General features: G+C 46.6%; 15 protein-coding genes and 2 pseudogenes. 10 read left to right on the top strand and 7 right to left on the bottom strand.

The annotated features are described in order from the left end of the window. Positions 1-18 precede the first annotated feature (18 nt). From LFX17_RS07500 to LFX17_RS07520, 5 genes are read left to right on the top strand one after another with little or no spacing between them, the layout of a single operon-like run. A complete protein-coding gene (locus tag LFX17_RS07500) occupies positions 19-1,188 on the top strand; it encodes an LIC_12071 family protein (protein ID WP_238745879.1) in 1,170 nt (389 codons plus the stop codon). A 9-nt stretch (positions 1,189-1,197) separates the two neighbouring features. Then, positions 1,198-2,070 (top strand): STAS domain-containing protein, encoded by an 873-nt coding sequence (locus LFX17_RS07505; RefSeq protein ID WP_238745880.1) that lies wholly within the window; start codon positions 1,198-1,200, stop codon positions 2,068-2,070. A 3-nt stretch (positions 2,071-2,073) separates the two neighbouring features. Beyond that, complete coding sequence (gene murJ, locus LFX17_RS07510) at positions 2,074-3,669, top strand: murein biosynthesis integral membrane protein MurJ (RefSeq protein ID WP_238745882.1); 1,596 nt, start codon at positions 2,074-2,076, stop codon at positions 3,667-3,669. Positions 3,670-3,674: 5 nt separating this feature from the next. Next, positions 3,675-3,896 (top strand): DUF167 domain-containing protein, encoded by a 222-nt coding sequence (locus LFX17_RS07515; RefSeq protein ID WP_238729710.1) that lies wholly within the window; start codon positions 3,675-3,677, stop codon positions 3,894-3,896. A gap of 19 nt (positions 3,897-3,915) precedes the next feature. Further along, positions 3,916-9,558, top strand: coding sequence for an LA_1737 family protein (locus LFX17_RS07520; RefSeq protein ID WP_238745884.1), 5,643 nt, complete (start codon positions 3,916-3,918; stop codon positions 9,556-9,558). 80 nt (positions 9,559-9,638) lie between these two features. Here LFX17_RS07520 and amt read toward each other — a convergent pair whose 3' ends face one another. The 4 genes from amt to LFX17_RS07540 form a co-directional block, all read right to left on the bottom strand. After that, on the bottom strand, positions 9,639-11,771 hold the full coding sequence (gene amt, locus LFX17_RS07525; protein WP_238745886.1) for an ammonium transporter: 2,133 nt from the start codon (positions 11,769-11,771) through the stop codon (positions 9,639-9,641). Between the two features lie 184 nt (positions 11,772-11,955). Further along, the gene (locus LFX17_RS07530) at positions 11,956-12,621 is read right to left on the bottom strand and encodes a LuxR C-terminal-related transcriptional regulator (protein ID WP_238729713.1); all 666 of its coding nucleotides are present in this window, start codon (positions 12,619-12,621) and stop codon (positions 11,956-11,958) included. Between the two features lie 16 nt (positions 12,622-12,637). Next, positions 12,638-15,802 carry an ATP-binding protein gene (locus LFX17_RS07535; protein ID WP_238745888.1) on the bottom strand — a complete coding sequence of 1,055 codons (3,165 nt, stop codon included), beginning with the start codon at positions 15,800-15,802 and terminating at the stop codon, positions 12,638-12,640. Positions 15,803-15,969: 167 nt separating this feature from the next. Beyond that, positions 15,970-16,416, bottom strand: a complete 447-nt coding sequence (locus tag LFX17_RS07540) for a MarR family winged helix-turn-helix transcriptional regulator (protein ID WP_238745890.1) — start codon at positions 16,414-16,416, stop codon at positions 15,970-15,972. Between the two features lie 124 nt (positions 16,417-16,540). On the opposite strand from LFX17_RS07540, the gene LFX17_RS07545 reads away from it, so the two are divergent. The 3 genes from LFX17_RS07545 (at position 16,541) to LFX17_RS07555 (ending at position 18,451) form a co-directional block, all read left to right on the top strand. Continuing rightward, positions 16,541-16,912 carry a SnoaL-like domain-containing protein gene (locus tag LFX17_RS07545; protein WP_238729716.1) on the top strand — a complete coding sequence of 124 codons (372 nt, stop codon included), beginning with the start codon at positions 16,541-16,543 and terminating at the stop codon, positions 16,910-16,912. A gap of 148 nt (positions 16,913-17,060) precedes the next feature. Next, the gene (locus tag LFX17_RS07550) at positions 17,061-17,942 is read left to right on the top strand and encodes a helix-turn-helix domain-containing protein (RefSeq protein WP_238729717.1); all 882 of its coding nucleotides are present in this window, start codon (positions 17,061-17,063) and stop codon (positions 17,940-17,942) included. A 65-nt stretch (positions 17,943-18,007) separates the two neighbouring features. Continuing rightward, the gene (locus tag LFX17_RS07555; RefSeq protein ID WP_238729718.1) at positions 18,008-18,451 is read left to right on the top strand and encodes a DoxX family protein; all 444 of its coding nucleotides are present in this window, start codon (positions 18,008-18,010) and stop codon (positions 18,449-18,451) included. Positions 18,452-18,495: 44 nt separating this feature from the next. On the opposite strand, the pseudogene LFX17_RS07560 reads toward LFX17_RS07555, so the two are convergent. Then, positions 18,496-18,672 (bottom strand): annotated as a pseudogene (locus LFX17_RS07560) (helix-turn-helix domain-containing protein); the annotation flags it as partial. Between the two features lie 13 nt (positions 18,673-18,685). Here LFX17_RS07560 and LFX17_RS07565 point away from each other — a divergent pair. After that, positions 18,686-19,009 (top strand): annotated as a pseudogene (locus LFX17_RS07565) (hypothetical protein); the annotation flags it as partial. Between the two features lie 130 nt (positions 19,010-19,139). Here LFX17_RS07565 and LFX17_RS07570 read toward each other — a convergent pair. Further along, positions 19,140-20,192, bottom strand: a complete 1,053-nt coding sequence (locus tag LFX17_RS07570; RefSeq protein ID WP_238729721.1) for a patatin-like phospholipase family protein — start codon at positions 20,190-20,192, stop codon at positions 19,140-19,142. Beyond that, the gene (locus LFX17_RS07575) at positions 20,189-20,959 is read right to left on the bottom strand and encodes a lysophospholipid acyltransferase family protein (protein WP_238745892.1); all 771 of its coding nucleotides are present in this window, start codon (positions 20,957-20,959) and stop codon (positions 20,189-20,191) included. Before LFX17_RS07575 ends, LFX17_RS07570 begins: the two co-directional genes overlap by 4 nt. A gap of 612 nt (positions 20,960-21,571) precedes the next feature. On the opposite strand from LFX17_RS07575, the gene LFX17_RS07580 reads away from it, so the two are divergent. Then, positions 21,572-26,575, top strand: coding sequence for a hybrid sensor histidine kinase/response regulator (locus LFX17_RS07580; protein ID WP_238745894.1), 5,004 nt, complete (start codon positions 21,572-21,574; stop codon positions 26,573-26,575). Positions 26,576-26,578: the final 3 nt, after the last annotated feature.

A 26,578-nucleotide genomic window follows, 5' to 3' on the forward strand; every position in this document is an offset into this window, starting at 1 on the left:
CTCATTTCTTCCGATTGGTTGGATAGAGGTCTCAGAGTGAAGATTTTCAAAAGTATATTCTATTTTCTTTTACTGCTGATCGTTTGCGAATCGATCGCACTCGGAGCCGTGGCCTGGTCTTTTTTAGAATCCTCTTTGGCCTCCTTTGAACTTTTGAAAATCGGTTCGGACAACCGCGCGCGTGATACGTTAGGCACTCTTGCCAAGGCGGCGGAGAATTCCGGCAGCGACGCGTCCTACGACGACATGAACTTCGTTTTTTCGAGAATGACCAAGGTTTCGGACAAGGACAACGACGGTTATACGATCAAGGAAATCTTTTTGACGAACGAAGCGGGAATCGTTCTCGCTCATTCCAATCCGCAATACCTTCAGGAGACTTTGAAAAAAAGAAAGCCGGAAGCTTTGTATCAGGACGCGTTGTACACGAGGGCGTTTCGTCTTCGCAAATGGCAGATCAGCATTCCGGTTTTATTGGGACAAAAGAAAGAAGCTCTTTCCAAGAGCGTATTCTTTTCCAAGTTCGAAAGTTTTTTTCCGGAAATCAGCGAACCTGAAATTCTACTTTCCGCGGCCGTTTATCATCCCGTAAAACTCGAACGCGTCGCCGCGATTCACATGATCTACGATCGAGGAAACTTCCGCACGTTCGTATTCAAACAAACGGAATTGTTGGAATGGCTTCTGAGAAACTATTCTTTGATCGCTTTGGGAGCCGCGCTGTTTTTGGAATTCATCTATCTATTGCTTACGCTCGGAAATTCCACAAAGGAAACGGTTCCCGATTACGGTTCCAGACCTCTCGTGGAAAAGGTTTCGCATTCAAGCGCGACTAACGTTCCCATTCTTGCAAAACGAACCAGTCCGTTGGATTCGGTCGCGTTTCCGGGATCGCTCGGAAATTCCTCTTCCGGCACGAGCGGCGACTTGTCGAATGCGCCTTCTCCCGTGTTGACCGCTTCGGTTGTGACCGAGCCGGTGGGAACTGCACCTTCTCCCGTCGTACATACCGCCGCTTCCGCGGGACCGATCGAAGCCGCACATTCTTCTGCAAGCGCCGCTCCGCACGGAGTTCCCGCTTCTTCGTCTTCCCTGCAAACGGCCAACGTTTCCCAAAGCGCGGCGCATGGAAACCCGACGGTCGTCGCGTCGAAAGAAGAAATTCTAGACGCGATCTATTTAGGATAAGAAACAAACGTGGAAATCCGATCCAGACTTTCCGGAAATATTCTCAAGCTCAAGCTCCGGGGGCGATTGGACTCCGCGAGCGCGGAGGATTTTTATTCCTATCTTAAATCCAAATGGGAAGAAGGAATCCGCAAGTTCTTATTTTCCTGCGAGGAATTGGAATACATCGAATCCGAAGGGATCAGCGTTCTCGCAAGATTCGAAAATTTTCTGAAAAGTAGGGGAGCTTCTTCCGCCTATTGCGCGTTCAACGAAGAATGCAAAACCCTTCTCAGTTTTTTGGGATTCGGCAAGTCGATCGCGTTCTTTGAAGATCCGGCACGAGCGGAAGAATATCTTTCTCTCATCAAGATTCAGGATCAGAGAAGTTCTCAGGTCGCACCGAGCGCCGTTTCCAAAATCAAAAAGAATTCTCCCGTTCAATTTTATTCTTCCGGATCGCAGAAGGTTTCCGGTTCCGGCGGTTCGCATTCGATTTATATTCCGGAGATTCAAACCGTTCCCGAAACGGAAGGAACTTCTGATTCCGGTTCCGCGGCAGAATCCGCTAAACCGACATTGGCGGGAACATCGAGCCTTGCGAGTCAATCCGAACGATTGCAGGCATTTTTAAACGAAGAAAAAGAAGAAATGACTTCTTCCGAGTCGAGCGCGGGCGCTGAACGAAAAGAAGGTGCCGATGTTTACTCGGCAAAATCCGCGTTGGAGAAGGCAATTCGCACCGAAAAGAATTTTCCGAAGCGGATCATTTATTGCGGCGCTTGTTCTTCCCGAATCCGAGTTTCCAAACCGGGAAGATATCAATGTCCGGCGTGTCAGATTCAGTTTGACCTAAACACCATGGGCGGAGTTCGATACCTAGAAAAACTTCTAGGACCCTGATCGTTGTCTAACGCCGCATCGCGAAGTATCGCACTTTCGTTTTATACCTTTTTATCCAGAATCCTCGGATTGATCCGGGATCATTTTATGGCGGTTTCGTTCGGAACGGGAATGGTCGCCTCCGCGTTTTCGGTCGCGTATCGTTTGCCGAACATGTTTCGGAACCTGCTCGCGGAAGGAACTCTTTCCCAATCCTTTATGCCCTTGTATTCGGAGTCGGGCAAGATCGGAGAAGAAGAAGCGAAGGTGATGAGCGGCGCCGTTCTTTCGTTTTTGTTCTTTATCCTCTCGCTTCTCGTGGGAGTTATGTTTCTTTTTTCCCCTGTCTTTCTTCCGATCCTAGTCGGAGGCACGAAGGAATATTCCGATCTCGTAATCGAACTTACGTATATTCTGTTTTTCTTAATCGTTACGGCGAGCTTGTCATCGATCTTCATGGCGATCTCCAATTCCAAGAACCGTTTCTTTGTTCCGTCCCTTTCTCCGATCATTTTGAATCTCAGTTATCTGTTCGTGTTTTTCTTTTTGTTTCCGTTTGTGGACGATCTGCACGAACGTGTGATCGTTCTTTGTTCCGCGATCGTTACGGGAGGCTTTCTGCAGTTCGCGGTTCAAGCTTGGTATGTTTGGAAAAAGAAGGACATGCCGAAGATCAACTTCAACTGGAAACATCCCGCGATCAAAAAGATCTTTCGGTTGATGCTTCCCGCAGCGCTCGGAGGAGGGTTTTATCAGCTCAGTCTTCTCGTGGATATTTTTTTGGCGAACTGGGTGCAGAATCAAAACCCCGGACTCGGAGCCGTCGTAAGTTTGGATTACTCGCAAAGACTGGTGCAATTGCCGACCGGAATCATCGGAGTCGCGCTGGCGACGACGATTCTTCCCGCGCTTTTGCAATCCTTAAAAAAAGAAGAATGGTCCGCGATCGGTCACGAACTTTCGGGCGCGCTTGAGTTCGCATTATTTTTAACGGTGCCCGCCGCGATCGGAATGGTGTTTCTGGCGGGACCGATTTTGGATTCGATTTATTTCGGAGGGAAATGGGATCATATCGCGACGCACACCGCGACGCTTCCTCTCGTGTTTTATTCTTTGGCGATCCCGTTTTTCAGCATCAATAAAATATTGATTTCTTCGTATTACGCGTTTCAGGATACGAAGACCCCGCTGCGCATTCAGTCGATTTCGTTTACGATCAATATCGTTTTGAATCTTTCCCTGGTTTGGTTTTTAAAACATTCCGCGATCGCGCTTTCTTCGGCGATTTCCGCGATGATTACGTTTCTGCTTTTGGGAACCCTTTTGAAACGGCACAAGGTCCAATTCCCCTGGCCGGAACTCTTGAAAAAAATTTCCAAAATGGCGGTGCCGTTTTTGTTATTGGGGAGCGTTCTATTCTTTCACCAGATATTCTTATATTCTCCGATTCTAAATTACTTGGACTCTCAGGGAATCGGCTACGCACAGGCTTCGAGAATCAATCTGTGCGTCGTGATCCTTCCGGCGATTCTGATTTTTTTCGCCTCGAGTCTCGTTTTTCGAGTGGATGGGATATATCTGTTAGTGGGAAGATTCCGCAGAAAGAACCGCGCCGTTTAGAAGAAATGAAACTCACGATTCACGTTAAACCGAACTCGAAAAAGGTTTTTTTGAGAAAGGAAGGAGACGGATCGATTACGGTGGCGGTTCGAGAACCGGCTCTCGAGGGAAAGGCGAACGCCGCCGTTATCGCGGCATTATCCGAAGAGCTGGGAGTTCCGAAAAAGAAAATTCGGATTCTTTCCGGAGAGAAAGGAAAAAAGAAAACGATTGAAATCGAACCCTAAGAATTGTTTTCCTATCAGAATGCGAAATCAAATCCTTCTGACGATATTTCTTTTACTGCCCGGGATTTTGACGGCGCAGAAGAAATCGCAAACGGAAGATCCTTTCGACGAACTCGTCCGCGAAAAGCAGGAGTTGTTCGGAAGCGAAAAGGAGGAGAAATATCCGGTCCGCGCGCTTTTTTGGGACGTGGAAAAATGGGAAGGACATTCCTCCTGGCATCTGTTCTGGTTTATCCGAAAAACCGATTATCCAAAATTTAAGCAATTTAGAATATTCCCTTTTTATAATTCAATCGAGGCTAAGTCCGGAAAGGCGAGTCTCGAATATCTGTTCCCGTTTGCCGGTTATCGGCGCGTGGAAGCCGAAGGGGTCGAGGAAAAAACGTTTCTATCGCCTTTCTACTATCGGAATACGGTTCAACCCGCAAACGGAGGGGTAGGGTATAAGGAGAACACGAACTTCTTTTGGCTCGGATACAATTCCAATTCTTCGGGTCCGGGGTTTGAAAAGAATTTCTGGATGGTTCCGGGATTTTTCCCGCTGATTACCCGCAACGTCGAGTTGACCAACGGACTTCGGGAAACGCATACGATGATTCTGCCGGCTTTGTATTTCAATACGGAAAGCGCCCAGGAATCCAAGACACACCTTGTTTTGTTTCGCTGGGGCCACGATACGGAAAAAAGATTCTTCAACTTCTTTCCGTTGCTGCATTATACGAATTACAAAACGAGAGAGGATTATTCCTTTACGTTCTTTCCTCTCTTTCATCAATCCAAGTCGAATATCAACTCGAAGAAGTTTGTTTTGTATTCTCCGCTTTGGTTTCAGGAAGAGGAAACGACGAACGATTCGTACGAGAATTTCGTATTTTTACCCGTTCCGCTCTTATACAGATCGAAGACGATTTCTCTCAAGGAAGAATCGTCGACGTTTCTTCTGGCTCCCTTGGCTCTGTATCTCCGAGACGAAGGAGAAAATTATAAAATTCGAAACTTCCTTTTGTTCCAATGGGGAAAAGAAAAGGATTGGAGTTACTTTCGGATTCTGCCTTTGTTCTATTGGTCCGGAACGAAGAATCAAAACGACGGAGCGCTTACGTTTTTCCCGTTCGTTTTTTACAAAGAGAATTCTCACTTAACCGTGTTTCCGATCGCGTTTTACAAAAAGGATTCCTATCTTACACTGTTTCCGTTTTATCATCATTCTTATGAAGGGGACGATTTCAGACAATATTATCTTCCGTTCGTGTATCGCCGGATCGGGAAAGATGAGACTGAAACGTTAATCTTAAACACATATTGGAGTAAAACCAAAGACGAACTGACTTCGTTTAACGTTTTTCCGTTTTGGTTTTATAAAAAGGACGAGTATAAACACTTGGCGCCTTTTTATTTTTCCTGGAAGGACGGGGACGGAGGGGACAACCGCGGCGGTCCTTTTTATTATCGATATCGTTCCGAGGACGTGCATCAGGATTATTACCTGAACACATATTACAAACGGGAAAGAGGCAAGGGGCTGACCGAACTCGTCAGTTTTCCGTTCGTTTTTTACAAAGAGAATTCTCACCTAACCTTGTTTCCGATCTATCATCACGCGAAGGATGGAGACGATTTTACCCAGTATTTTTTATTGCCTCTTCCGATGTATCGGCATATTCGAAAGCTCGAGTCGGAAACGCTTGTGTTGAACGCGTATTGGACCCGGGATGAAAAGGGAGAATATCGTTCTTCTCTCTTTTTTCCGTTCTACTTTCATAAGAAGAATTCCTACTTACATATCCCGCTCGTTTTGTTCTTTCAAACCGAAGACGCAACGTACAAAGAAACCTTCGCTCCCTTGTTTTACAAATACGCAAGCGAGGCTGAAGACGAATTTTTCCTTTTAGGATATCATACTTACAGTTCGAATACTTCCTCGTTGACGAGATTCTATCCTTTTTACTATTCTTCGCGTGAAAAAGACGGATCTTCCTTTTTGGGGTTGGCGGGATTGTTCTATCGTTGGAAGGATTCCGGCGACGAGACGATCGCCCGTACGATTTTACCGCTGCACTACTATCAAAAAAATGAATATAATCTTTGGCTTCCGCTTTATTATCGAATCGGTGGCGACGATAAAAACTACGTTTCCTTCAGTCCTCTTCATTACAGATTGCGCTCTCCGAATGTGGACCGGGATTGGATGTTGTTGTATTATTCTTCCGAAAACAGGGAGGAGAAAACGAGTTCCCGCTTTGTCGCCCCTTTGTATTTCGAATGGAAGAGCAAGGAATCGAGAGGGGACATCCTTCTTCCCGCTTATCTTAAGTATTACGAAAAGAACAAAAATCTGGAATTGTATTTCGGCGGGATTTCGATTTCGCAAACCGGAGGAAAGTTCGACGCGTCTTTGAAGTCGAGCGCAAGCGGAAAGGAATTTTACGTCGACTTGGATTATTCGTTCATCTACAATATCTTCAGCGTTTCGCTCAGAAAGGAAGTTTCCAATCCTCTGACGTTCTTTTCGGATGAAACAAAAAGGGAAGCGGCCCCGATCGCTCCGCAGGTTCAAAAAGGTAAGAAGGACGAAACGACGAAAGAAGTGCGTCTTGCGGTCGTGGGAGAAGAGGAAAAGTCGCCGCTTCCGACGGGATCCAACTTCGCCTCGTATAAAAAGCTGGCGAGAGAAAATTCAAGAAATTATTTCGGGTGGGAAGCGTTGTTCGGAATCGCCAGTTATCAATCGGGAGACGATAAGAAACACTTCCGCATTCTTCCTTTGGGCTGGTTTACTTGGGGAAAAAACAACAACGATCGGATCTTTGCGTTTCCTCTTCCGTTGCCTACGTTTTGGGGAACGGTCGGCGACGAATCCTACCGCGTAATTTTTCCTTTGTATGCGGAGCAGAAGAAGGGAGAAGATTTTATCCGATCCTTAGGAATCGTTCTGTTCGTTATGGAGCAGGAAAAGGATAGAAGGGAGTATTCGGTTCTATGGCCTATGATCCGTTATGCGAAATCGAAAGAGGAAACTTCGTATCGATTCTTTCCTTTTTTCGCGCATAGGGAAGCCGCGGATCGTCTCGAAACGAAGAGTATTTTTTATTATAGATCCAAAGAAAAGACCGGATCGTACGAAGCTTCCTCGTTTCACGGAATTTTGTTTCCGTTGTATCAAGCTTCCGAGGAAATCTTTACGAAGAACGATTCCGTGTCCGGATCGGGATACAGCGCTTTTTTTCCGTTTTATTATCGGAATTACGAGGACCGCGTAACGGGAGGCGTTTCGGTATTTAAGGAAAGAAACCTTTATTCACCGTTGTTTTTGTATTCGTCCAAAGAGGATTCTTTCACGAATTCCAAATCGTCCTCGGTTTTGAGTCCTTTTTATTACTCATCGTATGAAGAAAAAAGAATATTAGAGAAACAATACGTTTCCGATTTGAATCTTGTGCTTCCCTTGCCTTTGGTTTTTTGGGGGCAGGAAGGGGACGAAAAATACAAATTCGTTTTCGGATATTACGGTTCCACGTCTCCGGAGAGAACGTCTTGGAATTTCCTGCTTTTATTCGGTTCTTCCAATACCAAGCGGGAACAAAAAGAGGAGACGTTTTCACACGCGTTCCCTTTCTTCTTTCGAACCACTAAGCTGGATAAGGGAGAATGGAGTTCCACTTCAACCGTGATCCCGATTTTTTATTTTTCGGAAACGACTCCCGTTTCGTCCGAAACTCGATGGGCGCTTTTGTTCAGCCGTAAATCGATTCCGAATCAAGGTTATTCGAAAGTGGCTCTTGCTCCTTTCTTTTACTGGGAAGAAAAAAGAAATCTCTTCGGACAAACCGAAACTTCATTGTATCATCCGCTGCACTTTCAAAGAAAGGCGGTGCAGGGAGACTCGAAGGTTAAGTCCACGTATGAAAAAAATTTCTATCCGTTTCCGCTCCTGTCGACGTATGAAAGCGTAACGGAAGCCGATCCGGTCAAAGGAACCGTGGAAGAAAAAAACGGCTGGGATTGGTTGTTCTTTGCGAATTACGAAACAAGAAATTTTCCGAGTCTGCAAAAGAGAGAATCGGATTTCAAAATTTTGCTCGGAGGAATTTGGGGTTATTCTTCCGCAAAGGATCCGCAGAGAGAATCCCTGTCCTGGAATCTTTCCCTATTCTTTTTCCGCAAAACGGTCCAGGACAAAGGCGTACAAACGTATTCCTCCACTCTCATTCCGATCGTTTATTCGAACGAAACTACGGCCGATTCTTCCGATACTTCCTATTTCCTAATCGCGGGATCGAAAGAGGATCGAAAGACCGGATTCGTACGGAACATGCTGCTTCCGTTTTGGTATGATCGTCGCGAGGTTGTTCGTCCGGGCTACGTGGATTCGTTTTCGTATTATACGTTTCTAATACTGTCCAAATCGGTTCAGGATGTTGGCGGGGGAAATCTTACCGCGGATCGTTTTTATCCGATTTTTCCCTTGCCTTTGCTGCATACGTTCGAGAACCGCGTTCGGGACGACAAGGTTCGCAAGGACGTTTGGGGATTCGATTGGCTCTTTCTCGCCAATTACAAAAACACGAAGTATCTTCATTCCGGTCATGAGTCGACCTCTCTCAAACTTTTATTGGCGATTTTCGGATATGAAACGAACGGAAACCGGGACGAACACGAAACGAGTTCGTATTTCTTTCCTCTCTTTTTTTACAAAAGCGCGGATCATAAGGAATACGAATCCTATCGCTGGTTTGTTCCGATCGTATCGTATAGAAGTTATAACGAAAGTAAAGGTCTGATCCGTTCTCATACCAATTTTCTCGGAATCTTGATGAACTACAAACGGGACGACGAAGCGGGAACGAAAAGTTTCTACTTGTTTCCGTCCTTGTATTTTTCAAACGATTCCAAGCTGAAGGAAAGCACGTTCTTTGTTCTTCCGTTCGTATACAATTCTTCGAATGAGGAAGAATCCAAATTCTTCCTGATGGGTTATTATCAAAGAAAGAATTCTTTATCGAACCGCTATAACTTTTTGTATCTGGTGGATTACGAAACGTATCTCAAGGAACAGAAAAAAGAACTTACGCTCTTTTTGGGCGCTTTCAACGCGGAGTTCGAAAAGGATCGGACCCGTTGGGGTGTGTTCGGAGGAGTTTTACTCGGATACGAATCGAGTCCGCAAGTTATGGATTGGAATTTTCTCTGGATCCGTTATTTGAATTCCCCGCGCGAAAGGGTTCAGAACTTTTTGCCGATCTATCGATACGGTGAAACTCAGGACGGTTATTCCTTATTGGCGCCTCCGATTCTTACCTATCACGAAAAGGACACGAACGGAGCGCTTACGTTAGGCGGTCTTGGTATTCTTTATTATCGAAATCGTTCCGAATATTATAAGGAAGAAACGACCTCCGTCTTGGGCGGTTTGGCTTATTTCTCCGAAAAGAAAGCGGCTCGCGGTTATCAAAATCACGGAGTTTTCGGATTTCCTTTGATCGGAGGTCTGCTCTGGAACTACGAATACGAGGAAGAGACCGGTTTTGAAAAAACTTCCGTTTTGAAGTTCGTTTACAGCCGAACCGCTTACAAAGGAAAGGTGACAAATCGGATTCTTGGAGTAAACTGGGGGCAAGTTTATGACAGTTTATTTGGAAACGGCGGGGATTCGAAAGATTGATCTTTGAGTCGGAAGATTTTGTTAAGCGAAGTGGGTCGAAACAAATCGTTCGCTTTATCGAAAAAATCTAACACGCGTATTTAAGCCCGTTTCCAATTGATCCCGATTACAGAGATGTCGTCTTGTTTGGAAACTCCGGACAAGAATTTTTCTTGTTCGCTTAGAATCGAATCGATTCCTTCCCGAATCGACTGCGTGTTTAAGGAATGAATCAGACTTTCCACTCGCTCCTCGCCGAACTCCTCTTTATGCACGTTCCATTGTTCCACAAGACCGTCCGTAAACAACACGAGTTTCGAATCGGGGGAAATTTTTACGTCCTTGGAAGTGTATTGTGTTTTCGAAACGGCTCCGATGATTCTTCCCGTCTTTTCGAGTTTTTGAATTCCTTCCGGTCCGATCAGATATTGAGGAATATGACCGGCGGACGCATAACGCACGTTACCCGAATTCGTGTCTATGTCCAAAACGATGCATGTGAAGAATTGATTCAAATTTTTGAATGTATGCAGGAACTCGTTGTTGAGGTGATATAGAATTTCCGTAACGCTGTAGATTCCTCGTTTGAGCGATTCGTAGATGGCCTTGATCGCCATCGTAATCAAGGCTGCTTGTATCCCGTGTCCGGTCGCGTCCGCGAGAAAAACGCGGGTCAAACCGGGGCGCAGTTCCATGATGTCGAAAAAGTCGCCTCCCACTTCGCTTAACGGAAGATAGCGGACGATGACCTCGAGTTCGCCTAAGGTTCTATCCTTATGGGAGATGATTCCGGATTGGATTTTTTTCGCCGTGGAAAGGTCGTTTTGGATGAGGTTCAAATTTTCCTCGAGTTCTTTGGCGAGAACTTCCTTTTCCTTGATATTCAATCGGATCTTTCCGAGGACGGAATTGTATCGTTCCGCGATCTGTCCGACTTCGGTGAACGGTTCGATCGAAAGATCCTTGCTCAAATCTCCCGTTCGTTTTTGATATTCCATCTCCAAAAAAAGATCGATGAGTTCGGTCGTAGCTCTGTGTTCCGTATAATTGAGTCCTTTGTGTTCGTTTTGTTCTGAAACGCGAAAGCGGAAAAAACGATTGATCGCGCTCAAAACGACATAGCTCAATCCGAATGCCAAGGCTCCGCAGGAAAGAATTCCGATCGACTGAACGAAAATCTGATGGGAGCGGGACAAGCCCGTTCCTAAAATTTCGGAATTTCCGAAAATTCCCACCGCGAGCGTTCCCCATATACCCGCTGTTAGGTGAACCGGAATCGCACCGACCGCGTCGTCGATTTTCAACCTATCCAAAAGGGATCTGGATTCGAACATAAGAATTCCCGCAACAAATCCGATGATTACGGAATCGATCGAGTTGACCGCGTGACAGGACGCGGTGATCGCAACCAATCCGGCAAGGGCGCCGTTTAAGGGGAGAGTGGCTTCCGCATATTGAAGACGAATCCATCCATAAATCAAAGAGGACGCCATACCGCTGACGGCTGCGAACATAGTGTTGACGATGATCTTAGGAACCGCTCCGGTGAACGCCAATGTGCTTCCACCGTTAAAGCCGATCCAACCGAGCCATAAGATCAACGTGCCGAGCATCGCCAATGGAAGATTGTGTCCCGTGATATTTCGGATCGAGCCGTCTTCCGCATATCTTCCCGAACGATTGCCGAGAATTTTCATCGCCGCAAGTCCGACCCAACCGCCCACGCTGTGAACCGCGGTCGAACCCGCAAAGTCGACAAAGCCCATCTTGCCCAACCAACCGGTAGTCGTTTCCCAATGAGAGAGATCCTTTCCCCAAACCCAATGACCGAATACGGGATAGATGATCGCCGATATGACCGCGGTTACTACGATGTACGCGCCGAACTTCATCCGCTCCGCGACCGCGCCGGAAACGATCGTTGCCGCCGTTCCGCAAAACATAAGTTGGAATAAGAAGAAGACCGCTACGTTCGGATTTTCAGCGGAGAACTCGGGGAAGAATGTGTCGATGCCTAAAAAACCGTCCGCGCTTTTGCCGAACATAAAACCGAAGCCGATCGCGTAAAAGATCAAGGTTGCGATGCCGAAGTCCGTGATGTTTTTGATCGCGACGTTGATCGAATTCTTCGTTCTTGTCAAACCGGACTCGAGACAAAGAAACCCCGCTTGCATAAAGAACACAAGTCCGGAGGAAAGAATGATCCAAAGAATGTCGAAATTCGTTTTAGGCATCTGCGTCTTGTATGATTCAGACGAGAAAAGTTTGCAAGAATCATTTTGCGAATTCGATTTTCTGGTTAAAGAAAGGGAAGAATCGAAAGCGAAAATAACGTTATACTATGCTTATAAACCGGGCATTCTGATTTGAACCGCGTCAGAAAAGCCAGTTTTAAAGCTCGGTCTTTGGACGCGGGTCTTATTCGTTTCCGAGCCCCGATCCGGATATAGGCAACAGTCCGAAGTCGCTCGCTTTTTTCACCAATTCGGCCCTGTTATGAACATTCAATTTTTTGTATATATTCTTAACGTGATGTTGGATCGTGTATTTGCTTACGCCCAAGAATTCCGCCACACGGTTTATCGTTTTTCCGGTAACCATATGATCCAGGATCTGTTTTTCCTTATTCGTAAGTTTGACTCCGTCTCCTACTTTTTTTAATTTAAAGTTGTTTAATACTCGAAACGCGATCGTCGGAGTGATGATGGCTCCGCCGCGTAAAACGGTGTCTATTACCTCGATAATGTCTTTGAGTTCCGATTTGAGGATATAACCGATCGCACCGTAGCGAAGGGAGTTGTAGATCAGCTCGTCCGAGTTCATATTGCTGAGCATGATCTTGCTCGTCGCGGGGTCCCTTTCCGAAAGTTTTGCGGCAAGTTCCACGCCGTTCATGCCGGGAAGCATGATGTCCAAAAAAACGATGTCCAATGACTTTCCTTTTTCATCCTTCCAAAAGGATTCTGCCGAGTCCCAGTGAAGAATTTCCTCCACGTCGGGAACGGATTCCAAAACTTTGAGAATTTGATTTTTGTAATTCTCGTCGTTTTCCACGATTCCGATCTTAATATCTTTCGTTTCCATCGTTTCCTCCATTGCATTAAACCGCTAAAAAACGGCCGGCTTGAATTCTTAATTTTATGGAATATACGTTTTCTAAAAGGGACATTTCCAGCTTTCCTTCTAGTTTCGCAATCCTTTGGATCAGGTTTTCGGTTCCTCTTCCGGATCGTTCGTTGGAGAGTTTATAATCCGATTCCGATCTCATATCCATTCGAATTTCATGATTTTCTAAAGAGAAGGCCCAGCTTGAAATTCCTTTGCCGTATTTGAGGTCGTTGTTCGTAACCTCGTTGATGATTCCGAAAAATTCCATCAGACCCGATTCGTCGCGATGCGATTCGAAAAGACGGAGTAGGTCTTCGTCGGATCGAAAATCGATTTCCCTTCCAGCGTCCGAGTAACGTCTGAGGAGAACGAGGTTGACTCCCGCGATGAAATTTTCGGAGACGAGGTTCAAGTCTTCGATACGGAGCATCTGTTCCCTTAACATTCCGATCGATTGGTTGATCGAGCCGTGTATTTTTTCGATGAGCGTTCGATCGGGTTGTATCTTTCCGCTGAGAAGCTCTTCGGAGAGAAATTTCAGATCGATCAGCTTCGCGCCTAAGTGATCGTGCAGATCGATGTTGATCCTTTGTCTGACCTGATGAATCGCTTCCCGTTTTTCGTTTTCGTGTTCAAGACGTTTTTTACGACCCTGGGCGAGTTCGAGAAGATTGTTGATACGGCTCATCAGTTGTACGAAATCGAAGGGTTTTACGAGATAGTCGTTTGCGCCCGCGTTCAATGCGGAGATCAGGTCGGAATCCCTGTTTTTAGCGGACAACATCAGAATCGGAAGTTCGAAAGAATCGAACGTCTTCCTGATTTCTTTCGCGACTTCCAAACCGGAAAGGCGGGGCATCATCACGTCCAAAATCACCGCGCCGAAATCGGAATCGTGTTTCAAAATTTCCAGGGCGCGGAAACCGCTCTTTACGACGAGACACTCCATGTTTGCGAGGGAAAGATAATTCTGTATCACTTCCAGATTTACGGGTTCGTCGTCCACGGCGAGGATTCGAATCTTAGAATCGGATCCGTTTCTTGCGGAGATGAGACTTTGTACCGGATCCTCCGCGCTCGTAGAGGAAACGAATTTTGTTAAACGACTTTGTTTTTTGGACTCTTTCGAGTGTTCGTTTTCGATCGCGAGCGGGATCGTAAAGTAGAAGCGGGAACCCGCGCCCGAAGTCGATTCGACTTTTATCTCTCCGCCGTGAAGGGAAACGAGGGCTCGGCTGATCGTAAGTCCGAGTCCGGTTCCTCCGGCGCTTCCGGAATCGCCTGCGTTGATTCTTTCAAAAAATTCGAAGATTCTTTCCTGTTGATCGAGAGGGATTCCGATTCCCGTGTCCGTGACGCTGATCTCCGCATAACGGTCGTTAACGATCTTAGCGCTTACGGAGATCCTGCCGGATTCTGTAAACTTGATCGCATTTCCGATTAAATTCTGGAGAATCTGCTGAAGCCGATCCTCGTCCGCCCACAAAGGAGGGAAGTCGTTTTCGATTTCGTTTAACAATTGGATTTTGGAAAGATCCACGTTGACTCGATTGAGTTCCAGAGTGAAGTCCGCCGCCTGTTTGATGTCGACCGGAATTCTTCGTAGATTGAGATCGCTGTGTTTGAGCTTGGAAAAATCCTGTATATCGTTGACCAGATTGGCGAGACGTTGTCCGCTTGCGACGATCATCTTCAACTGACGTTCCACGAAAGGCGTCAATTCTCCCGCCGCTCCACGTTTGAGGGAATCGGCGATTCCTATAATTCCCTGCAAGGGAGTTCTGAGTTCGTGGGAGGTGGTCGCAAGAAACTCATCCTTGAGTTTATCCAAAGAAATCAATCGATCGTTCGACGTTTGGAGATCCGCCGAAAGTTTCTGGGAGAGATAAAAAGAGATCGCGAACTGTTTCGAAATGATGAATGCCTGCGCCACAAAGAAGATGGAAATTCCGTACGAGATGAAATACGAGGTGTTTATCACCATATTCGCATATAATAAATCGTTTACAATGATTATAAACAGAAGAATGCAAATCATCAGTCCGATCCAGGCTCCCACGCGTCGATTGACGATGGCGCGAATCAAAACGTAAACGATGTAGATACATTCCAGAAATACGAACAAACTGAAGATCGGAAGCGTTTTGGAATAAACAGCCAAGTCCGTTGCCACTACGCTCAGGGAAAGAACGGAGAATGCGAATCCGAACGTGTACAAAATCTTCCGATTGAATTCGTTCGGAAACATGGAACGTATAAATAACGCCAGAATGAAACCGCCGATATAAACCGAAAGAAGTTCCAAACGGTATCCTAGATTGAAATCGAACTTCGGAAATAAAGTATAAAGCAAACGTTCTCCCGTTAAAACGATTCGAACGATCGCGACGATTCCTATCAGTGCAAAGAATAAATGAGAAAGTTCCCTTCGCAAAAGGGAAAATAAACTGAGATGATAGAAAACTCCGATCAACAATCCGCCCGTGATAAAAAGATCCAGCCAGATCGTTCTTTCCCGAAGCGTGACGAGCTCGGAATGTTTCCCTAAAATAACCTTGGCCCAAACTCCTCCTTTGGAATGAGCGAAATTGGAAACCTCGATCGCGATCTCGTTCTTTTTCTCCAAACGGAACGGACGGCTGACAGCGGGACGATATAAAGGGCGACTCGATCCCGAAGAGGTTCCCACTTCTCCGCTGGATAAAACCCTTTCACCGTTTACGTACAGATTGTAAGCGGTTGCCGCTTCGAGCATTTTTACGGCCATCGTTTCTTCGGGTTTTTCGAGGAGAAGCGTCATACGATACGTCGCATAGCCGAAGCTCGGAAACTTCTTTCCTTCCATTCCATAATTGTTCCAAGCATCCGGAACGTTCGCATAAAAGGGAATCGCTTGATTCGTGTCGGAACGGGAGGAATTCTTTTTCTCTTCCCGCAATAAGTCGGAATAAAGTCGACCCCAATCGAACAGCCAATCTCCGTCGAGACTTAGATGTCCCTTGGAAGAAAAATCCCATCCCGGCCGAAGATCCAAAACTCCCGCTTGGACGAGAGGAGGTTTTTCCGTATAGAGAAGCGGACCGCAGGTTTGCAGAAACAGAAAGAAGGGAAAAATCCAAACGGATCGATATGTACGGATCTTCCCGGCCTTGAACATAAGGAATGTCTTAAATTAGGAATCGAAATAAGGAAACCATTTTTATCTTCTTCGATAATTCCCGAGGTTTGCCGCGATGGAAACCTACTCGTTCGAGTGGAACGTCGAATCATTGAAAAAGGATTCGGTTTCGATTCTCCGCGTTAGAAAGTCGCTTAACGTTTTTGTTAAGACGAACTCCGATTCAATTTCCTGAATATTCGAAGCAATTCTCCGATTTCTTTGGACGTAAGCTTGGATGCGAAAAGTTCGCGGATTCCTTCTTCGTAGATCGGCCAGGAATCTTTGAGAGCTTGGATTCCGGAGGATGTGATTTCCACGATGAATTCCCGAGCGTCTTCTTCGCTTTTTTCCCGTTTTAAAAAACCCTCGGCTACCAGTTTGTCCACCGAGCGGGTCAAAGCGCTTTTACTGAGGATGATTTCCTGCGCGATGTCGGACATTCTGGATCTTCTTTTGGGTTTCGTATAAACCGAGTAGAGAACGTCGTACCAAGTAAGGGAAATCGCCTTGGTTTTCGCGAGCTCCGATTCGATTTTGGAGGAAGCGGCTGAGTAAAATTTCAATCCGGCGGCCCAGGAATCTATGGTCGGTTTGGAGATTTTTTCCTTCATTTTCGGTGACGGTTTAAATTTTTTAGTTGTAATTACAACTAAAATTTCGTAGATTGTATTAGTTGCAATTGCAACTAAAGTTCTTTCCGAATTTTAACCGGCAAGAATTCAAAAGGAGTAAACAATGAGTACCGAAACCCAAACCATCCAGAAAAACGTGACCAAACTGAACGAAATGATTCTTGCCGGAGAAGTAATCAAAGCCTTCGAAGAATTCTATCATCCGAACGTCGTGATGCAGGAAAACACGCAAAACCCGACCGTAGGTTTTGAAGCCAATCTCGCGAGAGAAAAGGACTTCGTTTCCAAAGTGAAATGGAATCACGCGGCCGTACTGAGTTCGATCATTGACGACGAAAAAAACAGAAGCGTCGTCGAATGGGAAATCGATTACGTTCATAAGGAATGGGGTCATATCAAAACGACGCAAGCAAGCGTACAAACTTGGAAGGATGGAAAGATCATCCACGAGCGTTTTTACTACTCGGTCAACTGAGTCATCAACGGGATGGGAAAATATTTCCCGTCCCGTACTCGGTTTCAAACAGCTCGGTAGAATAGATTCATAACCGTTCCCGGGATTTTTCCCGGATTTTTTTTTATACGATTGCGCTTTTTTTCCGTACGGCTTCTTTGGAAACGAAATGTCTCCGAGAAAAAACAAACCTCCGATGCTCGCTCTTTCCGACGTCGTTGAACGACGGGATCGTTTTTTCTATATCGGGCGTTTGGAGGATCTTCCGCCTAACTTTCAAGAATACGATAGCGCGCATCGTCATTCTTACTTTGCGCTTTTTTTCTTTGAGAAAGGAGAAGGCATTCATACGATCGATTTTCAGGAATTTACGATCGAGCCGAACTCATTGTTCTTTTTAAAACCGGGTCAGGTTCATTCTTGGAAATTTTCAAATCCGGTGAAGGGTTACGCGTTGAAAATCTCTCCCGAATTCTATTCGGAACGGGGAGAAACTCTTTCTTCCTTACGCGAATTTCCTTTTTTCTCCTTTGCACCCGGTTTGTCCAAAATCGGAATCGATGACGTTTCGAGATTGAACTCCGACTTTCAAAGACTTTTGGAAGAGTTCGTATCGGATAACGATCAAAAAATGCTTTTCGCATTAACGCAGGTTGCGCTTTATCAGGCGAAAAAAGAATACGCCCGTGGATTCGACGCCCGAACGGATTCGGGAAAATCCGAAACGGTGGTTTCGTTTCAGAGTCTATTGGAAGAGAATTTTTTGAGGGAACGCAACACTACCTTCTATTCGAGAAAAATCGGAATCGCACCCAACACGCTCAACCGGATCTGTCACGAATCTCTCGGTAAGTCGGTCAAAGCAGTCATCCACGATCGGATTCTTCTCGAAATCAAACGGCTTCTGCTACATTCGAATTTGAATATTACGCAAATATCATACGAACTCGGATTCGAGGATAACGCGTATTTCAGCCGGTATTTTAAATCGAAGTCCGGGATCTCGCCGGAAAAGTTTCGGGAATCGCGGACGAAAAACACAACAAAATAGAAAATCCGTCCATTTACATTTCGGTTTAAATTTTCTATAGTTCTCCTATCTTTAAGGAGATTTGAATGGTCGATAAATTCTTTCATACGGAAGCCAGTTGGATTCTTACCTGTTTGAGAATCACGTTAGGCGTTGTTATGCTTCCTCACGGATTGCAGAAACTTTTCGGATGGTTCGGAGGTTTCGGCTTCGGAGCCACGATGAACTTTTTCTCTTCTCAGGGAATCCCTTCCTTGGTCGCGTTTCTTGTGATCGTCGCCGAATCCTTCGGTGCGCTCGGTTTGATCCTCGGATTTTGTACGAAACTTTCCGCGTTCGGAATCGCGCTGACGATGATCGGAGCCGCATTCTTTGTCAGGGAACACGGATTCTTTATGAACTGGTTCGGCAACCAAGGCGGAGAAGGTTTCGAATACCACATTCTTGCGATCGGAATCGCGATCGCGTTGTTGTTCGAAGGAGGCGGAGCGTTTTCGATAGACGCTTTGATCGCGGAGAAGTTCGAATAAGGTTTCCTTTTCCACACTGGATCCCGGGGAAACTCGGGATCTTTTTATACTGCCGCTTTTCTTCTGGTTTGACTCGGAGTTTTTCCGGTGATCTTTCGAAAGGAATCGTTAAACGAAGACTTGGAATTGAATCCCACAAAATAACAGATGGAAAGAATGTCTTGTTCCCGATTTTCGTTTAAGAGGGAGACCGCCTCAGCAATTCGATAACGGTTGATATACGCTGCACGATCTGTTCAGCCTCCGCTCGGCGGTCCCGACTTCCCGCAGCCGTATCCCCCTCATAACCGGAAAGGGGACGTGTTTCGAGTATTCAAATCTCCGAATACGGACGCGGGTCAAAAACGGAACCGTTTTATCGAAAGGCACAAGTATTTCGTGACGCTTCCGAACGATCCGGATTGGTATTACTGGGATTATCAAAAGATGAGAAGGGAATACGGTCCCGAAGAAATGGGAACCAAACAGCCGATCGGCTTGCCCGCGGCCCCTCATCCCTGGTGTTCGAGAAACGTTTCGGAAGTGGAGGACTTAGTCGAGTATATTCTAACACTCTAATGTTTCAAAGTTTATCGAGGTCCGCGATAACGCGGCCTCGGTGTTCGTTTGGAATCGTCAATCGATCCTTTGAATACTCTCATGGACCGTTCTTGTTGAAAAGCGGTTTTGTCCGGACGGTAGAAAAGAACTATTTGGATTTTTTTCTTTTGGTCGCCGATTTCTTTTTGGGATTTGTTAAACGAATTCGATTTTTAGCGGTTTTGACCGTATTGGAAACGGTTACGACGTTCCTTTTTTTTACGGAACCCGTTCCATTCGATTCGCTCGCTTTCTTGCCGTTCTTGCTTTGGGTAAACAGTTTCAACAAAAGTCTGCCGATTTCTTCTCCCTTATCGATTCCCAGATCCACCGTCTTTTTGAGTTTGGAACCGTTCGTCGTTACGAGGGTTACGGGCAACGGATCATCCGGTGAAATCGTATGAATCCGCACACCTTTGGGAGGTTTCTGCGCGACTTCCCGTGCGAGATTGAAATGATGATGATGCCAGCGATTCATCAACTTCGCCATTCTCCAGTCCTTTGGAAAGGAAAGAAGACTGGTAAGCATACTAAACGGCGGCGAAACCCTTTCCACGGGAGAATTTAAGACAACCGTAATATCTTTGTATCCCGCTTCGATCAGATCCTCCAAGGGAAGAGGATTGAGGACCGCCGCATCGGAATACAAACGTCCGTCGACTCTGTGTTTTCCGCGAGTCGCGATCGGAAGCGATGTGGCCGCTTTCAAAAGATCGAATATATTCGAAGAGGTTGCGCGCACGTATTCGATGGTTCTTGTTTGAAGGTTGCTGACCGCGACTCGAAATTCGGGAAGGCCGAACTTTTCGAAATTCTCCGCAGGCAGAGGATATTTCGAACCGAACAGATCGTCCACGAGATATTCCTGATCGAGAAACGTTTTTCCGCGGAACGGATGAAACGGTGAAATCAACTTTCTTCCGGCAAGTTCGAAATACCAGATCGCGAGAGTCTTGAGACTTTTTTCCGGTTCCGGTTTGGGCATAGTCACGTAATACGCGGCGGAACAAGCTCCGGACGAAACCGCTACCACCAGATCGAAATGTTTGGGTGAGACCAGAGTATGCAAAGAATGTAATGCTCCTCCGGCAAACGCCCCCTTCATGCCGCCGCCCTCCACTAAAAGGGCGCGTTTACTTCCTTTGGCTTCTGGAATTTTCATACGATGGATTCGACCGCCTGTGTGTCCGGTTCTTCAAAACTTTCTAATTTAGCTTTTTTGAATTCGAATGGGTAAGTCATGTTCGTGAGCGAGGCGATTTCGTGCATACGTTCGTGTAGAAATTCTTCCGGGTCCTGATTCGGATTCAGATACTTCAATTCTCCGATTCGAATCGTTAGTTTCGTTCTACGAAAAAATCCCCTCGGTCTGTAGTCCAGTCCTAAACACAAAACGGGGAGGGGAGCTTCCGGTTTTCCGACGATAAAACGAAACGCTCCGGGTCTTCCCTTTCCCATCTTATAAGGGACGGTGGTTTGTTCCGGAAAAATCACGAGCATATTTCCGTTGTACAAAACCTTCTTTGCAAAAAGAAGGTCGCGTTTGCTTTTGCGCGGTTCGAGTCTGTTGAGGGGAATTCCACCGCATTTTAAAAAGAAGTCGAAAAATTTAGGATCGGCCATCGAGTCCTTCATGATCGCCCAGATGTCCCAGCGCGCTTTGTAAAGTCCTTTGGCGAGTCCCACGGGAATGTCGTCGTTGCGCTGGTGTTTTACGAGCACGAGTACGGTCCCTTCTTTGGGAACGTTTTCGATCCCGATCAGCTCGGTCTTATACAAAAGACTTCCGTAGATGTTTCCGAACCAACGGAGAAGTTTCCGAACTCTGTGAGAGCTTCCCGGATGCACTCCCGGTTCCGCGTCGGGTGCGTCGTATTTTCGTTTGGGTTGTTTCGTTTCTTTTTGAGTGCGTTTTCGTTTCGAATTCATACGTTTTATCCGAGTCGAATGCGGGCTCTCGGTTGCAAAAAATGGCGAGATTTTTTCGCAATTTCCGGGCTTTTTCGTTACGTTTTTGTTACGGAAGAAATTAACATTTGTTAATATCGATTCGCCTCCTTGTCCGCGTCTGAACGGCAAGGAGGGAGCCGATTTACGGGGAAGAACGGTCTGAAGTTCACTTTGAGCGTTTGCTCGCATTGCGAAGTTTTCTTACTTTGTTTTTTTCGGATACGTGGACGATTTCTTTAGGGAGCCTGGTTTTCTTTTTCTTCGTTTTCTTTTGTTAAAGAGAGAAATGTTCGGTAAACGAGAGAAACCTTATGGAATTCTTTCGTTCCTCAAATTCGTTTCATAAAAAGTATACAATGCCATTTCGTTTAACAAACGTTTGATTTATTTTTAATCCGTTTGTTCTATATTTAATGAGCGTTCCGATTTAAAAACACGCGCTTTTGCAGTGTAATGAAATAAATTTCATGAAACTCCGTTGATGCGATCGATTTTAATTTGTTTATGGTTGCTTAATATTCAATTTTGTTTCATAATCAAGATTTGTGAAAAAATTCACGATGATCCGACGTTTATATCCGAGGTGTCGATATGGCAAATACAAGGGTGGCGGAATACGTAGAACGGGATGCATTGGATTTAAAGCAGATCTTAAAGGTTCTCTCCGCGCTCAAACGCGGCGATCTTTCTCAGAGAATGCCTTTGGATTCGCCGGGTATCTCGGGCAAAATCGCGGATTTGATAAACGACATCATAGATCAGAACGACCGAATGGTGCAGGAATTCGAGCGCATCAGCAACGAAGTCGGTCAAGAAGGTAAGATCTCCAAAAGAATCAGCGCCGTAACTGCAACCGGTTCCTGGGCCAAGTGTATGGATTCGGTTAACTCTCTTATCGGAAACTTAGTTCAACCGAATACGGAAGTTATGCGTGTGATCGGCGCCGTAGCAGGCGGCGACCTTTCGCAAAACATGTCCCTCGAAATCGAAGGAAGACCTTTAAAGGGAGAATTCCTCCGCACGGCAAAGATCGTAAATACGATGGTGGACCAGTTGAACTCGTTCGCATCGGAGGTGACTCGTGTTGCGAAGGAAGTGGGTACGGAAGGGATTCTCGGCGGTCAAGCGGACGTGCGCGATGTCGCCGGAACTTGGAAGGATTTAACGGATTCCGTGAACTCGATGGCGTCGAACTTAACGGGTCAGGTGCGTAACATCGCGGACGTAACGACCGCGGTCGCAAAGGGCGACTTGTCCAAAAAAATCACAGTGGACGTTAAGGGAGAAATATTAGAACTTAAGAATACGATCAACACGATGGTGGACCAGTTGAACTCGTTCGCATCGGAAGTGACTCGTGTTGCAAAGGAAGTGGGAACGGAAGGAAAGCTCGGCGGTCAAGCGGATGTGCGCGGGGTCGCGGGAACTTGGAAGGACTTAACGGATTCCGTGAACTCGATGGCGTCGAACTTAACGGGTCAGGTGCGAGATATCGCCGAAGTGACAAAAGCCGTGGCGACGGGTGACTTGTCCAAAAAGATCACCGTGGATGTGAAAGGCGAGATCCTTGAGTTGAAGGACACGATCAACACGATGGTGGATCAGTTGAACTCGTTCGCATCGGAAGTGACTCGGGTTGCAAAGGAAGTAGGAACGGAAGGAAAGCTCGGCGGTCAAGCGGATGTGCGCGGTGTCGCGGGAACTTGGAAGGACTTAACGGATTCCGTGAACTCGATGGCGTCGAACTTAACGGGTCAGGTGCGTAACATCGCGGACGTAACGACCGCGGTTGCGCGAGGCGACTTGTCCAAAAAGATCACCGTGGACGTTAAGGGAGAAATATTAGAACTTAAGAATACGATCAACACGATGGTGGACCAGTTGAACTCGTTCGCATCGGAAGTGACTCGGGTGGCGCGAGAAGTGGGAACGGAAGGAAAACTCGGCGGTCAAGCGGACGTGCGCGGTGTCGCCGGAACTTGGAAGGATTTAACGGATTCCGTGAACTCGATGGCGTCGAACTTAACGGGTCAGGTGCGTAACATCGCGGACGTAACGACCGCGGTTGCGCGAGGCGACTTGTCCAAAAAGATCACCGTGGACGTTAAGGGAGAAATATTAGAACTTAAGAATACGATCAATACGATGGTGGACCAGTTGAACTCGTTCGCATCGGAGGTGACTCGTGTTGCAAAGGAAGTGGGAACGGAAGGGATTCTCGGCGGTCAAGCGGATGTGCGCGGTGTCGCGGGAACTTGGAAGGACTTAACGGATTCCGTGAACTTCATGGCAAACAACCTCACGACTCAGGTGCGGGGCATCGCGAAGATCGTGACCTCGGTCGCAAACGGAGACTTGAAAAAGAAACTCTACTTGGAAGCGAAGGGAGAAATCGCCGAGCTTTCGGATACGATCAACGACATGATCGACACCTTAGGACTGTTTGGCGATCAGGTGACAACGGTGGCAAGAGAGGTTGGAATCGAAGGAAAACTCGGCGGACAAGCGAGCGTCCCCGGAGCGGCCGGTCTTTGGAGAGACCTTACGGATAACGTGAACCAGCTCGCGAGTAACTTGACCTCTCAGGTGAGGGCGATCGCGGAAGTCGCAACCGGTGTTACGAAAGGGGATCTTTCCCGAACCGTAATGGTAAAGGCGGCCGGAGAGGTTGCGGCCTTATCGGATAACATCAATGAGATGATCCGCAACTTGAGAGAAACGACCCGAATCAACACCGAGCAAGACTGGCTCAAAACGAACCTCGCCAAGTTCACGCGCTTGCTGCAAGGTCAAAGAAACTTGGTGAACGTCAGCAAACTGATTCTCTCCGAATTGGCACCTCTTGTCTCCGCGCAACACGGGGCTTTTTTTATTACGGAGACAGTCGAGAACGAACCGTCCTTGAAGCTGCTCGTAAGCTACGCCTATCAGGAGCGCAAACACGTATCGAACCGATTCCGTCCGGGCGAGGGTCTCGTAGGCCAGTGTTTTCTTGAAAAGGAAAGAATCATGCTTACGAACGTGCCCACGGATTACATCAAGATCAGTTCGGCGCTCGGAGAAGCGGCTCCTTTGAACATAGTCGTATTACCGGTGTTATTCGAAGGAGAAGTCAGGGCGATCATCGAACTTGCGTCCTTCTCGAACTTCACTCCCATTCACTTGAACTTCGTGGATCAGCTTACGGAAAGTATCGGAATCGTGTTGAACACGATTGCGGCAAGTATGAGAACCGAGGAACTCTTGATTCAATCCCAAACCTTGACGGAAGAACTTCAAGGACGTCAGGAAGAATTGACCAAAACGAACGAACGTCTGGAAGAACAAGCCAAGTCGCTGCAGGATTCAGAAGATCTTCTCAAAAAGCAAAGGGAGGAATTGCAGGAAAAGAACGACGAATTGGAGGAAAAAGCGCGTCTTCTCGCAAAGAACAACGACGAGGTGGAACGCAAAAATCAGGAAGTGGAACAGGCGAGACATTCTCTCGAAGAAAAGGCGAGACAGCTCGCGCTCACTTCCCGGTATAAGTCCGAGTTTTTGGCGAACATGTCCCACGAACTGAGAACTCCTTTGAACAACATGCTGATTCTTTCACGATTGTTATACGACAACGAAAACGAAAGTCTGTCGCCGAAACAGATCGAATACGCGAAAACGATTCACAGTTCCGGATACGATCTGCTTCAATTGATCAACGATATATTAGATCTTTCTAAAATAGAATCTGGTAAGATGACGGTCGATCTGGATGCGATCTCTTTCCGCGAACTCGCGGATTATCTGGAACGATCGTTTCGCGAAACGGCGAGAAACAAGGAACTTAAGTTCCGCGTGGAACTGCACTCGGGGTTGCCGATCCGCATGACGACCGATTTACAGAGACTGCAGCAGATTCTCCGCAACCTTCTTTCGAACGCGTTCAAGTTCACCGAAAAAGGCGGCGTGGATCTGAGGATCGCGCCGGTCGTAACGGGTTGGGACAGAGAACACAAAATTCTTCAGCAGGCGAAAACCGTAATCGAGTTCTCCGTAACCGATACGGGAATCGGAATTCCTGTCGAAAAACAAAGCCTGATCTTTGAAGCGTTTCGCCAAGCCGACGGAAGTACGAGCCGAAAATACGGAGGCACCGGACTCGGACTTTCGATCAGCAAAGAAATCACGAGACTGTTGGGCGGCGAATTGCAATTGATAAGCGAACCGGGAAAAGGAAGCAGATTCGCGTTGTATCTTCCCGCCGAATACATTCCCACCGAGATCAATCTAGAACCGGAGGACATGAACGAACCGAAGTGGGTGCAATCTCCGGTATTGGACGATCGAGGCGGAACCTATATTCCGAACATTATCGGCAAATCGATATTAGGCGATGATCATTCCCAAAAACAAAGGGAGGTCATCGAGGACGATCGGTCCAATCTCTCGGGAGAAGTCGTTCTCATCATCGAAAAAAACGAGGCCCTCGCGAGACGATTGTTGAAAAGCGTTCGAGCCAACGGATTCAAAGGACTCGTTGCGATGGACGGAAAAACGGGTCTTTCGTTTTTGAAAGGTTATTCCGTTCATGCGGTTCTTTTGGACTTTCATCTGGACGATATGAACGGATGGTTCATCCTCAATTGGCTGAAGAAGGAACCGAAGTTCAGACACGTTCCCGTTCTGATCGTATCGGAGGACGATCAATGGAGAAGAAGTTTGAGAATGGGGGCTTTGGGCCATATCGCCAAACCCGTGGACGAAGCAGCTTTACAGAGAGAACTGAATCGTGTTCGCAAGTTCATACAATCGCAGCCGAGACATCTTTTGATCGCCGACTCCGATCGGAAACATAGTAAAAAACTTTTAGAACTGATCGGAAACGGCGATGTAATCGCGAAAGTTGCCGCTTCGAGCCGCGAAGTTTTGGAAAGTCTTAAGGAGGAATCCTTCGAGTGTATGATTTCTTCTCTACAACTGAAGGATTCTAACGTGTTCGATCTTGTCAAAGAGATCAATCAATCCGGTTTCGATCAGATTCCGATCGTGGTCTATTCCGATAACGCGTTTGGAGAAGAGGATCGTATTAAAATTCAAGGATTAAAGAAAACGAATACGATCAAAGAAGCGGAAACCGTTGCCGCACTGGTGGAAGAAACCGCGGTTTTTCTGCATAGATCCCAAGAAAGTATTTCACCCGAGCAAAGAGCGCTTTTAACCGAGGCCTCCCACAACGATCCCATATTGATCGGTCATAAAGTTCTCATCGTGGACGACGATATACGAAACATCTTCGCTCTTACGAGTATTCTCGAACAGCACAAGATGAAGGTCGCGTTTGCGGAGAACGCAAAAGACGGGATCGAACTTTTAAAAAGCGCATCGGATATTGAAATCGTGATCATGGACGTAATGATGCCCGATATGGACGGTTACGAAGCGATGAAAACGATCCGCGCAGATAAACAGTTTGCCTCGCTTCCGATCATTGCGCTCACCGCCAAAGCGATGAAGGGAGATCGAGAAAAATGTATCGAAGCCGGTGCGAGCGATTACATCACGAAACCAGTGGACGTGGATCAGTTTCTTTCCCTTCTAAGAGTTTGGTTATGCAGGTAAAGT

This window comes from Leptospira sanjuanensis (assembly GCF_022267375.1).
Classification (GTDB): Bacteria; Spirochaetota; Leptospiria; order Leptospirales; family Leptospiraceae; genus Leptospira; species Leptospira sanjuanensis.